Here is a 15,809-nt window from a genome sequence, read left to right on the forward strand (position 1 = left end):
ATCAACTTTTTTATTTATACCAACTACCAGCTAGCGATTACCAAATACCGTAATAATATGAAGATCACAAAAACCGACTTAGCAAAAATTGTAGCCCAAGCTAGCTCTCTGTCAGAGCGCCTCTCAGTAGAGTCGTTTGCAGTTAATGATACAGGTATCCAGGCACCACCCGATCCGCGCCTCGATCGCTGGTGTCAAGTGGTGGCGCAAGGGAACTGGGAAAAGTTTGCCAAACGGTTGATTTGGGATGATTTGAATTTAGAGCAAGCAAAGCAAATTGTGCGATCGCATCCGCCTGAAAATCCTGAAATTTTGCCAACATGGGCAGAAACTTTAGATGAAATTATCCAAGCTGCTTGGTTATTCGTTAACGATCCAGAAAAAAGGGCAGAAATTTTCGCCTGTGAATTAAAAGATCACCATGATTTTGCTTATCAAGACGACTACAATTATCCAGCAACGAATCAAATCGATAAATTACCGCTAGATCCCGGAATCAAATTACCCTTCAAAGAAGTATTACTTCCGGCGATTTCCGTAGCGAGGCAGAAATTATTAAATTCTCTAAATTGTGCGACATCTTTACCTTTAGAATTACTTTCTCATACAGCTTATTTTACTTTAGAGCGTAATTTATTAAATCAACTATTAAATCTAAGTGGGAAAACTTTAGAATATGAATTTGCGCGTTCTCGTCCTTTAGGGCAGAATTTGCTGAACTTGTTACGGCAATCTACTGGCGATCGCGCCCAAATAAAAGTGCAGTACGATGCTTTTGTACACAAACTTTTGCAAGATGGAATGCTAAGTTTTTTCCAAAATTATCCTGTGCTAGGTCGCTTAATCGCAACAGCAATTGATTTTTGGGTAGAAGCAACAGCCAAATTTTTACAAAGATTGCAAACTAACTTAAATGAAATCCAGCAAGTATTTCAAACCGAACAAAACTTTCTGAATTTAGGAAAAGTTATTAAAATTAAGCCTGCTCTTTCCGATCCTCATAATGCTGGGGATACTGTAATTGCTCTCACCTTTGAATGTGGATTGCAGCTAGTTTATAAACCCAAAAGTTTAGGAGCAGAAGTCGCTTACACGCAGTTTTTAGAATGGTGCAATCAGCAAGGAATTCCTTTGCAATTTAAAGTTTTAAAAGTTTGCGATTACCAAACACATGGCTGGGTGGAATATGTAGAACATTTACCCTGTGAAGATCAAGCCGCAGCCAAGCGCTTTTATCAACGTTCTGGAATGTTATTATGCCTACTTTATGCACTACGAGTAGTTGACTGTCACCGGGAGAATTTAATTGCTAATGGAGAACATTTGGTGTTAATTGATATGGAAACTATCATGCACCAAGAAGTCAATCCTTTAGCTCAATTGCAGGAAGAAACCGAAGCCGAAACAACTGTAAATTTTCATTTTGCCGACTCAGTTTTACGCACAGGTTTATTACCCCGTTGGGAATTTGGCAAAAACAAACGTTTGGCTTATGATACCAGCGCATTAGGTAGTATTGAAGCTCAAATAACCGCACCTCATGAAGAACATGGGGAAACAAAAGATTTGCAATTTTCTATTCCTGCCAATATACCTATTTTAAATAATTTTCCCCTTTCTCCCAATGATTATTTATCAGAAATAATCACAGGATTTGAGCAAATGTATTGCTTTTTGATGGAAAAACGAGACATTTTGCTATCAGCTAATACACCATTATTATTAATGAAAAATCAGAGGGTGCGGTTTATCTTTCGCGCCACTAGAATTTATTGGACAATTTTACAGAAAACTTTTGCGCCACAATTTCTGCGTGATGGGATCGATCGCAGCATCGAACTAGACATCCTCGCTCGTGCTTTTTTAGTTACTAACCAAAAACCAGAAGCTTGGTCAATATTTCATGCCGAACTCAAAGCAATGGAGCAAATGGACATTCCTTTCTTTGCTGCTTATCCTGACAGTCGAGCTTTAACAATTGGGTTAGATCAACCAATAGAACAATACTTTAAAGAATCCAGTTATCAGGAAGTAATTTCACAATTACAAAATTTAAATGAAACCAATTTAGCCCAACAAATAGAGATAATCAAAGGTTCATTTTATGCCAGAGTAGTGCGGAATAATTTAAGTAATAACCCCATAACCGCCAACTTATCCACCTTAATTCCCACAGATTTATCACAGCTTCAACCTTTAACTAAAAAACAATTAATTCAAGAAGCAACTCGCATAGCTACAGAAATTGAACAGCGAGCCATTTGGGGAAAAGATGGCAGTGTTAAATGGATTAGTTTTGCCTACATTCCTAACGCCGAAATATTTCAACTAATGCCTTTACCAGAAGACCTTTACAACGGTAACGGCGGGATAGCATTATTTTTATCAGCATTAGATTATGTCAGAGGTACACAACAATTTCATCAACTAAGTTTAGCTGCCTTTCAATCAATTCGCAAATTCCTGCAAACTGCTGATTTTGAATCTACTCGCAGATTCGTTCGCTTAGGAATTGGCGGAGGTACAGGACTAAGTTCTATTATTTACGCCTTAGTAAAAACTAGTCACTTTCTCCAAGAACCTATACTTTTAGAAAATGCTTTAGCTATTGCTCAGTTAATTACTCCCGAACTCATCGCTGCTGACAAACAATTTGATATTATTGGCGGTGCCGCCGGAGCAATTTTAGGATTGTTGGCATTATACGCCCAAACCAAAGAACCAAAAGTTTTAGCAACAGCGATTAATTGCGGTCAACATTTGCTCGCTCATCAAACAGAACCAGTCAAACAATTTTATTATCCAAATCTGCCAATTCAAAATCCTAAATCAGGCAAAGCTTGGAATATTTTAGGACAAAAATATTACACAGGCTTTTCTCACGGCGCAGCTGGCATTGCTTATGCTCTCTTACGGCTTTATGCAGTCACAGAAAACGAAGCCTTTTTAACAGCCGCCACTGATGCTATTACTTATGAACATAGTGTCTTTTCTCCCACTGCCGCGAATTGGCCTGATTTCCGGGCATTCGCTCAACAAAATGGTCAACCTGGTTTTATGGTGAGTTGGTGTCATGGCGCAACCGGAATTGGTTTAGCTCGGTTGGGTGGTTTCTCAGTATTCAAGACAAATCAAATAGAACAGGATATAGAAATTGCTTTGCAAACAACTAAAAAATATAGTTTGCAGGATGTAGATTGTGTTTGTTGTGGTAACTTTGGTCGCATCGAACTGTTGCAGGTAGCTGCCCAAAAATTGTCCCGTCCCGACTTAAAAGAGATTGCCGAACAGAGAACTACTTGGGCAGTACATTGGGCAGAAAAATCTGGTGGATATAAATTACCCAATTTGCCCAACTCTGTATTCAGCCCTAGCTTTTTTCAAGGAACATCGGGAATTGGCTATGAATTACTCCGGTTAGCATACCCAGAACTGTTACCTTCCGTTTTGCTGTGGGATTAGTCATTAATAATCATAAAGATTAAGTAAACTTTGCTATGAGTTAGTACTCACTAGATTGAAATACCTTGATTTTTATACAGAATTATACTGAGTTTTCATATTTCTAAATAAAAAATCTTTACAGAGTGATGAAGATCACAACTAGTAAATTTTTTTTTAATTATTACTTAACCGTATATTTGCGTATTTTTTATCTTAAAAACCTTGAAAAATTATTGAAGTCTTTAAAAGCAATTTATGCTTTTTTAAAAAAATTGAGTTTAAGCTTTATTTAAGGTTGAGCTAAGTGCAGAAGTGAGGATAAGAATTACATCAATCAAAGCTGAATTTAATTAATTTAACAAAAAATTACGCTCAATCTACATAATTAAAACCGCTCGTTTTTATAAACAAAAGTCATGGTGTCACATCTTCCGGTTCAATCAATTAATGGAGAAGAGTTGCCTGCCCAAGAATACAACTTCTTGAAAACTCAACAAGCTATCTACAACCTTTGTAGAGATATAGAAAATGATGCGGCGCTCAAATCACGAATGGAGCAAACAAATGATGTGGATTCTTTTCTGAGAATTGCTGTTGAGAATGGCTATGAATTCACAGCTTCTGACTTGCAAATTGCCCTAAGTTTGGGATTAGAAAATACTTATGTAAGTTCTGATGAATTTGATGATTATGAACTGGATGAAGAAGAGTTAGAAGCAGTCGCAGGTGGTGGTCGAGCCGCAACCTTGAACAGCTATTGGCATGAAACAGGAATTGATATTGATGGTGAATGTTTCTACTTGTTACAACAATCCGCAGAACAGCGACAGGTAGTAATGCAAGCGCTACGGGATATGGAGAAATGGGAATGGCTTGGTAACAATTCAGTTAGGGTAACTGATACTAATGGAAATTTGGGTTCGTTCTTAATATCTAATATCACTTATAACGGTGCTTTTACGCGAGATGTCAGAACTTTAGATCCCTCTGTGTGGGAGACAATTTTATAACAGTGAAGCACAAGCAAAATTCAATCATGATTCTTTTATAAAAGTTGAGATTTTTTTGATAACCTCAACTTTTATAAATTTTAAACCAAATACATTAGCTTTTTTGTCATGTGCTTAAAACTGGGAAATTAAATTAATCATATACAAATACTCCTATGATTAGGAGCTTAATAGTGAAATTTGGAGGAGTTAATGATATTACAAAACTCGATCGAGCCAATCAATGCAGAAAATTTACCTGCCAATGAATATCGTTTTGTCAAAGCTCAACAAAACATTTATGAACTATGCCAAAACCTTGACCAAGATCGAACATTAAAATCTGCTTTGGAAAATGCCAAAAATCCCGAAGATTTTCGGAAAATTGCGGCTGAAGCTGGCTACGAGTTTACAATCTCAGATTTGCAATTTGCTCTATATTGGGCTAGGCAAAAAACCGACCCGCATTTTGATGAATTAGATGACTATGAACTGGATGAAGAAGAGTTGGAAGCAGTGGCAGGTGGTGGCAGAGCAGCCACTCTAAATAGTTACTGGCATGAAACTGGTATTCTAGTTAACCAACAATGTTTTCATTTAGTTGAGCAATCAAGTGAAGCACGCACTCAGATAGAAACAGCACTGAAAACAATGGAACTTTGGGTATGGGAAGGCAACAACACCGTATCACTGATCGATCTCGATGGACAGTATAGCTCGTACAAGTTGACTAATATTGCTTATGATGGGGTGGCTTTAAGCCCGTTACAGAATACATCGGATCAAAATACTTGGTCGAATTACTCTTCTGGTAACATCACAAACATTATTCTTTAAAATACTCAGAGCATAATTTTGCAAAAATGTAGAGACGTTTCATGAAACGTCTCTACATTTTTCTATGCTTACCGCTTCAATAGCGATCGACCAGTTATAATAGTTCCGTCTTGATTAGCTTGTGTAATATATATAACTTCACAGAACTGTTAAATTTATTATTTTTTTTCCGCAAGGTGGTTGATAAAATGCAAACTTGTGCTTGGAGAAGATTTGCTTGGCAGTTGAGTCAGTTAGGTTACTTAAGTTTTAGTGGAATTGCTTTATCAAGTCAACTTAGTTTAGCTGAGGTCGTTCCTGATGCTACTTTGGGGAATGAAAGCTCTGTAGTTACTCCTAGTGTAATTAGAGATCTTCCTAGCGATCGCATTAACGGCGGAGCAATTCGTGGTAATAATTTGTTTCACAGTTTTCGGGAATTTAATGTTGGTGCTGGGCGAGGGGTTTATTTTACTAACCCGGATGGAGTGGCGAGGATTTTGACCAGAGTAACAGGAAATAATGTTTCCCAAATTTTAGGAACTCTGGGAGTTTTGGGTAATGCTGATTTATTTTTGATTAATCCGAATGGAATTATTTTTGGCTCAGGTGCAAAATTAGACCTTAACGGTTCATTTATTGGTAGTACGGCTAGTAAAATTAGATTTGCTGATGGTTTAGAATTTAGTGCTACTAATCCTCAATCGCCCCCATTACTGAGTGTGAATGTTCCTATGGGATTGCAATTTGGCACAAGTCCCGGTCGGATAGTGAATCAAAGTACAGATGAAGGAAACAATATCGATCCACTGCGTCCATATTATCCCGTACCTAGATTAAGAGTAGTTCCGGGAAGAACTTTTGCATTAGTAGGTGGTGATGTGCTGATCGAAGGCGGCACAATGGGAGCTTCAGAAGGAAGAATTGAGTTAGGTAGTGTTGGTGATAATGGTTTTGTGGGTTTGAGTCCCATTACACAAGGTTGGGCATTGAATTACAGCCAAGTCCAAAACTTTGGTGATATTAACCTCACTCAAAATGCTGTGGTTGATACTAGCGGGCAAAGAGGCGGCGATATTCAAGTACAAGCTAGAAACTTAAGTCTCAGAGAAGGCGCAGTAATTTATTATGTCCATGAAGGCTCAGGAGTTGGAGGAAACATAGATGTTACCACCACTGATTCAGTAGAACTTATTGGTGGACTTAATCCGTTTTTTTCTGTTCCTACCCTTGATACCTATACTCAGGTCGGTGCTGCCACAAGGGGAACTGCAACTGGAACTGCTGGTAATCTAACAGTTAAAACCCGCAGATTAACTATTCGAGATGGGGCAAATCTAAGTAATATTTCCAATGGCAATGGAAATGCTGGAAACTTAACAGTTTTAGCCTCAGAATTAGTAGAACTGACTGGTGTAACACCAGACGAGTTCGCTCTTCCTAGTGGGATATTTAATCAAACTTTCAAGATCGAAGGGGAAGATGTACCCATTGGTAACGCTGGAAATGTCACCATTGAAACCAAACGACTGCTAATTCAAGATGGAGCGCAAGTAAGTAGTGGCACTTATAGCGCAGGTCAGGCGGGAGATTTGAATATTAAGGCTACGGACTCCGTAGAAATAATTGGTGCAACCCATGATTCTTTATCCCTAACAGGGATTGCTGCAACAGTTGAGTTTGACTCATTCACCAATATTCGAGCTACAGGCAATGGTGGTAATTTGACGATTCAAACCAGAAGATTATTACTTCAAGGTGGAGGACAAATCGCTAGCTCTACCAAAACAGATGGAAATGCAGGTAACTTAACGATCGATGCTTCTGAGTCTGTTGAACTGATTGGCACTGACCCATTTGCTGATGCAGAACTAGGTAGCAGTGGTTTGTTTGTTTCCGCAGAAAGAGCTAGAAATGGAAACCCAGGAGATGCTACTGGTAATGTAGGAAATTTAACAGTTAACACGAGAAGGTTGCTGGTTCAAGATGGAGCAAGAATTTCTGCTGATAATTTTGGCTCTGGAACAGGAGGAGATTTAACGATTAATACCAGAGACTTGAGCATTGAATCTGGGGGAACAGTAAGAGCAAGTTCTTTTAGCTCAGGCTCTGGGGGAGAGTTAACTGTAAATGCTGAAAATGTGAGAATCGGTGGTAGCAGAATTTTAGGAAATCAGTTAGTTAATAGTGGCTTATATGTAAATAGTACTGGTTCTGGTGCAGCAGGTAGTTTGGCTGTTAATGCTGCCACGATTCAACTTGATAATACAGGCAGATTGGTGGCTGATAATGAAGCTGGGATTGGTAATATCAGGGTGCAAGCAAGAGATTTATTATTGTTACGCAATAATAGTCTGATTAGTACTAATTCTACAGGTGCAGAACCAGGGGGAAATATTAACCTGACAACCAATAATTTAGTAGCTATAGGCAATAGTGATATTACTGCTAATGCTGCTAATAGCCAGGGTGGTCGGGTAGCTATTAACGTAAATGGTATTTTTGGTCTGCAATATCGACTCACAGGAAACCCCAATACTAATGATATTACGGCATCAGGAGGAAACCCTCAATTAAACGGAGTTGTAGAGATTAATGCGCCTGATTTGGATGTGAGTTCTGGGTTAGTTTCTTTACCTACAAATTTGATTGATGTAGCTGGATTAGTTGCTCAAAATGCTTGTACGCCACAACGGGCGGAGGGTAGTTCTTTTGTGGTGACAGGTCGGGGTGGTTTACCTCCAAATCCTGCTCTTCCGGGAACTAATGAAGCGGTAATGGTGGAGTGGGCAAGAGTTGCAAATGTGAATCAAAATGTTAGTTCACACGGAGGTAAAAATAGCAGGAGTAATTCTGATTCTACGGTGGCAAGAAACAATGAGCAAATTATCGAAGCGCAAGGTTGGTTAGTTGGGGCTGATGGCAAAGTTGTGTTGACTGCTGAAGGAGGAACAGCTACTCCGCAAAACGTGGGCTTAAGACATCCTGGCTGTGATGTTTTACCAATTCAAAAGTAATTTTTTAGGCAGGAAGTAGTAATGAGAACTAAGAATTTGTTGATTATTTGTTTGGGAAGTTTACTTATTTTTGCTTCAAGGTGGTTAGTAAAATGCAAACTTGTGCTATAAAAAAATTTGGCTGGCAGTTGAGTCAGTTAGGTTACTTAATTTTTAGTGGAATTGCTTTATCAAGTCAACTTAGTTTAGCTCAAGTCGTTCCTGATGCTACTTTGGGGAATGAAAGCTCTGTAGTTACTCCTGGTATTATCAGGGATCTTCCTAGCGATCGCATTAACGGGGGAGCAATTCGTGGTAATAATTTATTTCATAGTTTCCGAGAATTTAATGTTGGTGCTGGGCGTGGGGTTTATTTTGCTAACCCCGATGGGGTGGCGAGGATTTTAACTAGAGTAACAGGAAATAATGTTTCCCAAATCTTAGGAACTTTGGGAGTTTTAGGCAATGCAGATTTATTTTTAATTAATCCTAATGGAATTATTTTTGGTCTGGGTGCGAAATTAGATCTTAATGGTTCTTTTATTGGCAGTACGGCTAGTAAAATTAGATTTGCTGATGGCTTAGAATTTAGTGCTACTAACCCGGAAGCGCCGCCATTATTGAGTGTTAATATTCCTGTAGGCTTACAATATGGCACGAATCCTGGTCGAATTGTGAATCAAAGTAATAATGGAACTTCTAGTGCTTCTTTGCAAGTTAGTGAGGGAAGAACTTTCGCGCTTGTAGGTGGTGATGTACTTTTAGAAGGGGGTACAATGGCAGCACCACAAGGAAGAATTGAGTTAGGTAGTGTTGCTAATAATGGATTTGTTGGTCTGACTCCCATTACACAAGGTTGGGCTTTGAATTACGATCGAGTACAAAATTTTGGCGATATTAACTTAACTCAAAGTGCCTTTGTTGAAACTAGTGGGGAAAGGGGAGGCGATATTCAAGTACAAGCGAGAAACCTAATTCTTAGCGGTGGGGCATTAATTTTTTATTCTCAAGATGGAGCAGAAACTGGGGGAGAAATAAATATTACTACTACTGAATCAGTAGAATTTATCGGTGAACTTAATAGGTTTTTTTCCGATCCTTTGCTTCCTGTTTATACTGGAGTCACCAATTCTACTATAGGAACTGCAACAGGATCTACTGGTAATTTAACAGTTAAAACCCGCCGATTATCTATTAGAGACGGAGCATATTTAGGTAATTTGTCTAATGGTAATGGTAATGCTGGAAACTTAACAGTTATAGCCTCAGAATTAGTAGAACTAATTGGTGTGCCACTAGAAAATCCCTTTCTTAGTGGTGGCATATTTTCTCAAGCTTTAGCGCTGGACAATAGTGGTGATGTACCGATCGGGAATGGTGGAAATATTACCATCGAAACCCAAAGATTAGTAATTCGAGATGGGGGAACAGTCAATACTGCCACTTTTACCGCAGGTCGAGCGGGGGATGTGACTATTAAGGCTACGGAATCTGTAGAATTGATTGGCACCAACCCCGATTATACCATCCTTGGAGGCATTCTCACAGGGGTTGAGATCGATCCAGTGTTTGCGATTCGGGCTACAGGCAATGGTGGCAATTTAACGATTCAAACTAGACGATTATTGCTGCAAGGTGGGGGACAAATAGTTACTGCTACCAGAGCAGATGGAAATGCAGGTGATTTGGTAATTAATGCTTCTGAGTCTGTAGAAATAATTGGAACACGCGCAAATGCTGATGCAATAAAAGGTAGCACTGGTTTGTTTGTTTCCGCAGATCTAGGTGGTACTGGGAATGCCGGAAATTTAACGATTAATACGAGAAGATTGCTAGTTCAAGATGGAGCGAGAATTTCTGCTGATAATTTTAGCCCCGGAACCGGGGGAAATTTAACGATTAATACCAGAGAATTGAGCATTCAAAGTGGGGGAACAATCAGAGCAAATTCTTTTGGAGAAGGCTCTGGAGGAACGTTAAGTGTGAATGCGGAAAATGTGAGAATTAGTGGCAGTAGAATTTTGGGGGAGCAGTTAATTAACAGTGGTTTATTTGTCAGCGGTACTGGTTCGGGTGCGGCTGGTAGTTTGGAAGTTAATGCGGCAAGGGTTGAACTGGAAAATACTGGAAGATTGGCGGCTGATAATACGGCTGGGTCTGGGAACATTAGGGTGCAAGCACGAGATTTATTAGTGTTACGTGGGAATAGTCAAATTAGTACTAATTCTACAGGTGAAGAAGCAGGGGGAAATATTAGCCTGACAACAAATAACTTAGTAGGTATAGGAAATAGCGATATTACTGCTAATGCTGCTAATAGCCAGGGTGGTCGAGTAAATATTAATGCAACTGGTATTTTTGGTCTGCAATATCGACAAGAACAAACTCCCAATAGTGATATTACAGCAACGGGGGGAAATCCGGCATTAAGCGGAGTAGTGGAAATTAATACACCTGATTTTGATGTAAGTTCTGGGTTAGTTTCTTTACCTACAAATGTGATTGATGTAGCTGGATTAGTTGCTCAAAATGCTTGTGCGCCACAACAAGCAGAGGGTAGTTCTTTTGTGGTGACAGGAAGGGGTGGTTTACCGCCAAATCCTGCTCTTCCTGCAACTAATGAAGCGGTGATGGTGGAATGGGCAAGAGTTGCAAATGGGAATCAAAATGTTAGCTCGCACAGGGGTACAAATAGCAGGAGAAATTCTCATGCTACGGTGACAAGAAGCAACGAGCAAATTATCGAAGCGCAAGGTTGGGTAGTTGGGGCTGATGGTAGAGTGGTGTTGACTGCTGAAGCAGGAACAGCTACGCCGCAAAATGTGGGCTTAAGACATCCTGGCTGTGATGTTTTACCAATTCAAAAGTAATGTTTCAGGTGGGAATTAGTAATGAGAACTAAGAATTTGTTGATTATTTGTTTGGGAAGTTTATCTTTTTGTGGGGTGATTTGGTGGGGAAAAAATGCCATGTCACTTGCTGCGTTTCCAGATAGTCAAGTAATTTCAAAACAATTAGTTGCTGATAATTCAATTAGTAATGGGGAAGAACAAGCAGAGAAACTTTATACAGATGGTAAGTTTGGGGAAGCGATCGCTCTTTTACAACAACTCAATAATAATTATGCTGCTCAAGGCAATGAGTTGGGGCAAGCGAGAGTGGCGAGAAATTTGGCTTTAGTTTATCAACAAACTGGAGATTGGTCTAAGGCTCAGTCAGCAATTTCCCTGAGTCTTAATTTGCTGGAAAAACAAGCTAATAGCAAAGAACGTCAACAACTGTTAGCTCAAGCTTTGGAAGTGCAAGGGCTTTTACAATTAGCGATCGGTCAGACGGAAAAAGCTTTGGAAACTTGGCAAAAAGCTACAGTCAATTATCAAGAAATTGGTGATTTTGCTGGAGTATCTCGCAATCAAATTAATCAATCTCAAGCTTTACAAAGAATGGGTTTATATCGTCTGGCAATTAAAGCTTTGGATGAGTTAAATGTAACTTTGCAAAAGCAACCGGATAGTTTAATCAAGGTGAAGGGTTTGCAAAGTTTAGGAGATGCTTTGCGGGTGGTGGGGGAGTTAGAGCGATCGCAAAAAGTTCTCACCCAAGGTTTAGCTATTGCCCAAAGGTTGAAAGTGGATGATGCGATCGGTGCAATGCTTGTAAGTTTAGGCGAAACAGCGAGATTAGAGCAAGAATTACCTACAGCTTTAGATTACTATGAAAAGGCAGTACAAGCTACTAATTCTCCCTATATTAAAACTCAAGCAATGTTGAATAATTTAAATGTTTTAGTTAATCAAAAACAAGGAGAAAAAGCACTAGCCTTGGTGCCGCAAATTCAAGCTAATATAAATCAGTTACCTTTGAGTAGACAAGCAATTTATGCGCGAATTAATTTAGGTAGAAGGTTAATGCAACTGAGGAAAGAGGGAAGTAATCAATTATCGCTTCCTTCTAATACTGAAGTTGGCAAAATGTTAGCAACCGCAGTCCAACAGGCTGAAACTTTACAGGATAAACGAACATTATCTTATGCTTTAGGAAATTTTGGAAGGTTGTATGAAGAAAATAAACAATGGGATTTTGCTCAACAATTAACGAATAAAGCTTTACTGTTATCTCAAAGTGTTAACGCTAATGATATTAACTTTCGTTGGCAATGGCAATTAGGGAGAATTTATAAACAGCTAGGGAATCGTCAAGGAGCGATCGCAGCTTATAATCAAGCTGTTAATTCTCTAGAATCTATTCGCAGCGATTTAGTAGCAATTTCCGCAGAAGCTCAGTTCGATTTTCGCGATAATGTGGAGCCAGTTTATCGAGAATTAGTAGATTTGTTGTTACCAGTAGGAAAAGATGTAGAACAATCAGATTTGCAAAGGGCGCGAAGTTTAATTGATTCTCTACAATTAGCTGAATTGGATAACTTTTTCCAAGATGCTTGTTTAAAAACCAAAGCTGTTAGCATTGACCAAATCGATCCAAAAGCAGCGGTTTTTTCGACAATTATTTTAAGTAATACAAGTACTTCCCAAGTTAACGAACGAATAGAAGTAATTGCAGCATTGCCAGGAAAACCTTTGCGGCGCTACACAAATGTTTTACCTAACCAAGAAATAGAAGAAACAATCAAAAAAGCTAATGATGCTTTGACTATTCCTCGGCAACGACTTTCCCAAAAAACCTATTTAGTCGCTGCTGAGAAATTCCATGATTGGTTAATTCGTCCGATGGAAACTGATTTAGCAAATAGTGGCATCCAAACTTTAGTATTTGTGTTAGATGGTTCTTTAAGAAATATCCCGATCGCAGGTATTTATGATGGACAAAAGTATTTAGTGCAAAAATACGGTGTGGCGATCGCTCCAGGGTTACAATTAGTAGATGCTAAACCTTTAGAGCACAACAATATTAAAGTGCTAACGGCGGGATTAAGCGAACCGCGTCAAGGATTTGCACCACTTCCTAATGTAGCTATCGAATTGAGTAATATTGCTAAAGAAGTTAGTACTCAAGAGCTACTAAATCAATCTTTTACAGCATCTAATTTTAAGACAAAAATCCAAAGTGATAAATTTCCGATCGTTCATTTAGCAACTCATGGGAAATTTAGCTCTAAAGCAGCTGACACTTTTATTTTGACTTGGGATAAAAAGATTAATGCCAAGGAATTAGATACGCTTTTACGTAGCAATCAGAGCATTAGTCACCCCATAGAATTATTAGTTTTTAGTGCTTGTCAAACTGCTGCTGGAGATAATCGAGCAACTTTAGGATTGACGGGAGTTGCTGTGCGGGCTGGAGCGCGAAGTACTATAGCAACTTTGTGGAATGTTGATGATGAAGCTACTGCTTTGTTTATGAAAAATTTTTACAAAGAGTTGAATAATAATAAAATTACAAAAGCAGAAGCTTTACGTCGTACTCAACTGTTATTGTTGCAGGATAACCAATTTTCTCATCCCTATTTTTGGTCAGCTTTTGTTTTAGTAGGAAATTGGTTATAAGTTTAGTAATTAATATTAAATTACCCATGAATAGCCAAGGTAAAAGAAAGATTTTTCGTAAAGAATCACTGAATTATTTATCTACACCAGAACGTTTAGATGAGTTAATCAAAGTAATTAGTCCTCAAGATTGGATTCCTTTAGCGACATTAGGTGGATTGGTATTAGTTGGTTTAGTTTGGAGTATTTTTGGTAGAATTCCAATTACGGTGGCTGGTCAAGGGGTTTTATTGCGATCGCGCCAAGTAGTAGAACTGCAATCGCCAATTTCAGGACAGTTGCAAGAGTTAAAAGTAAAAGTGGGTGATTGCCTGCCAAATGCCCAAGAAATTATTGCTACTATCGATCCACTGGAATTAAAGCAAAAACGAGACTTGGAAATGCAGAAATTAGCAGAATTACAAAAGCAAGACCGGGAAGTTAGTGCGATCGCATTACAAAGAACTCAACTGGAAAAAATAGAATTAGAGCAACAAAAAACCAGCTTAAAACAACGGTTACAAGATGCTCAATCTCTGACTCCATTGCTGAAAAATCAAAGTACTAGTTCGATCGCTAAACAACGAGAAAGTTTACAACAACGCCTGCAAAACTTACAATCTTTAACGCCTGTTCTTCGCAGTAAAAGAAGCGGCGCAATTCAACAGAAACGAGAAAGTTTACAACAACGTCTGCAAGATGCTAAAGCGCAAGCACCTGTTCTGAAAGAAAGGTTAGAAATCCGCCAAGGATTAGAAAAACAGGGAGCGATTCCCAAAGATCAAGTATTAGAAGCAGAACGACAATATAGAGATAGTTTGCAAAATGTAGCTGAAGTTCAAGCTCAATTAAAGCAATTAGATGTTGATGAAACTCAATCAGAACAAGCTTACTTAGAAAATCTGAATTCGATCGGTGAAATTCGATCGCAGCTAAAAAAGCTGGAACTTGACAAAACGGAATCCGAACAAAGATATGTCGATAACTTGAATAAAATTTCTGAAATTGAAACCCAGTTAAAAGAGTTAGATACTAAAGCAAAAACCCTGGAACAACAAAATTTAGATGCTGCAAATAATCGCAAAAATCAAATACTAGAAGTAGACAATCAAGTAAAAGCTTTTGAACAACAAATTCAAACGAATAGCGTTATTAAAAGCCCTTATGAGGGATGTATTCTCGAACTTACTGTTACCAATGGTCAAGTTGTCAATCCGGGAAGTCGCATTGGTTCAATTCAAATTCAAAAATCTGCTCAACCGCTATTAGCAGTTACCTATTTTCCTGTGAGAGATGGCAAGCAAATTAAACCGGGAATGCCAATTCAAATTACACCGAGTATTGTGAAACGAGAAAGATTTGGGGGAATTGTGGGAAATGTGATTTCAGTTTCACCTTTTCCGGTTACTAAACAAGGTGCTGCTAGTACAATTGGTAATTCTGAAATAGTAGAAAGTTTCCTGTCTCAATCTAAAGAAGCACAAATAGAAGTTTGGGCAGAATTAAAGGAAAACCCTCGTAATTTTAGTGGCTATGAATGGTCTTCTTCTCAAGGGCCATTAGATGTAAAAATATCTACTGGTACGACTACTTCCGCACAAGTTACTGTACAACAACGCGCACCTATTGAGTTTGTTTTACCATTTTTGCGGGAGTGGAGTGGCATTAAGTAATATCAAATAGGAGATCCCCCTAAATCCCCCTTAATAAGGGGGACTTAAAGCCGAGTCTTATTTTACGTTAACAGAGACTTAAAACTGAATCTTGTTCCCCCCTTAATAAGGGGGACTTAAAGCCGAGTCTTATTTTACGTTAACAGAGACTTAAAACTGAATCTTGTTCCCCCCTGATTAAGGGGGGCTTAAAGCCAAGTCTTATTTTCCGTTAAGAAAGACTTAAAACTGAATCTTGTTCCCCCCTGATTAAGGGGGGCTTAAAGCCAAGTCTTATTTTCCGTTAAGAAAGACTTAAAACTGAATCTTGTTCCCCCCTGATTAAGGGGGGCTTAAAGCCAAGTCTTATTTTCCGTTAAGAAAGACTTAAAACTGAATCTTGTTCCCCCCTGATTAAGGGGGGCTTAA

General features: G+C 38.7%; 7 protein-coding genes. All 7 read left to right on the forward strand.

Features of this window, described 5'->3' with window-relative positions:
• Positions 1 to 57 precede the first annotated feature (57 nt).
• The 7 genes from ACE1CI_RS16305 (at position 58) to ACE1CI_RS16335 (ending at position 15,401) form a co-directional block, all read left to right on the forward strand.
• Positions 58 to 3,462: a type 2 lanthipeptide synthetase LanM family protein gene (locus tag ACE1CI_RS16305; RefSeq protein WP_413260991.1), complete on the forward strand. Its 3,405-nt coding sequence runs from the start codon at positions 58 to 60 to the stop codon at positions 3,460 to 3,462.
• A gap of 398 nt (positions 3,463 to 3,860) precedes the next feature.
• Positions 3,861 to 4,454: a Nif11-like leader peptide family natural product precursor gene (locus ACE1CI_RS16310; RefSeq protein ID WP_413260990.1), complete on the forward strand. Its 594-nt coding sequence runs from the start codon at positions 3,861 to 3,863 to the stop codon at positions 4,452 to 4,454.
• Positions 4,455 to 4,646: 192 nt separating this feature from the next.
• Complete coding sequence (locus ACE1CI_RS16315) at positions 4,647 to 5,270, forward strand: Nif11-like leader peptide family natural product precursor (RefSeq protein ID WP_413260989.1); 624 nt, start codon at positions 4,647 to 4,649, stop codon at positions 5,268 to 5,270.
• Between the two features lie 188 nt (positions 5,271 to 5,458).
• Positions 5,459 to 8,266 (forward strand): two-partner secretion domain-containing protein, encoded by a 2,808-nt coding sequence (locus ACE1CI_RS16320; protein ID WP_413260988.1) that lies wholly within the window; start codon positions 5,459 to 5,461, stop codon positions 8,264 to 8,266.
• A 92-nt stretch (positions 8,267 to 8,358) separates the two neighbouring features.
• Entirely contained in the window at positions 8,359 to 11,115 is a 2,757-nt protein-coding gene (locus tag ACE1CI_RS16325; protein WP_413260987.1) for a two-partner secretion domain-containing protein, read from the forward strand.
• Between the two features lie 21 nt (positions 11,116 to 11,136).
• A complete protein-coding gene (locus tag ACE1CI_RS16330) occupies positions 11,137 to 13,749 on the forward strand; it encodes a CHAT domain-containing protein (RefSeq protein WP_413260986.1) in 2,613 nt (870 codons plus the stop codon).
• 26 nt (positions 13,750 to 13,775) lie between these two features.
• Positions 13,776 to 15,401 carry an NHLP bacteriocin system secretion protein gene (locus ACE1CI_RS16335; protein ID WP_413260985.1) on the forward strand — a complete coding sequence of 542 codons (1,626 nt, stop codon included), beginning with the start codon at positions 13,776 to 13,778 and terminating at the stop codon, positions 15,399 to 15,401.
• The last annotated feature ends 408 nt before the right edge of the window (positions 15,402 to 15,809 follow it).

The organism is Floridaenema flaviceps BLCC-F50 (genome assembly GCF_041929275.2).
GTDB lineage: Bacteria > Cyanobacteriota > Cyanobacteriia > Cyanobacteriales > Aerosakkonemataceae > Floridanema > Floridanema flaviceps.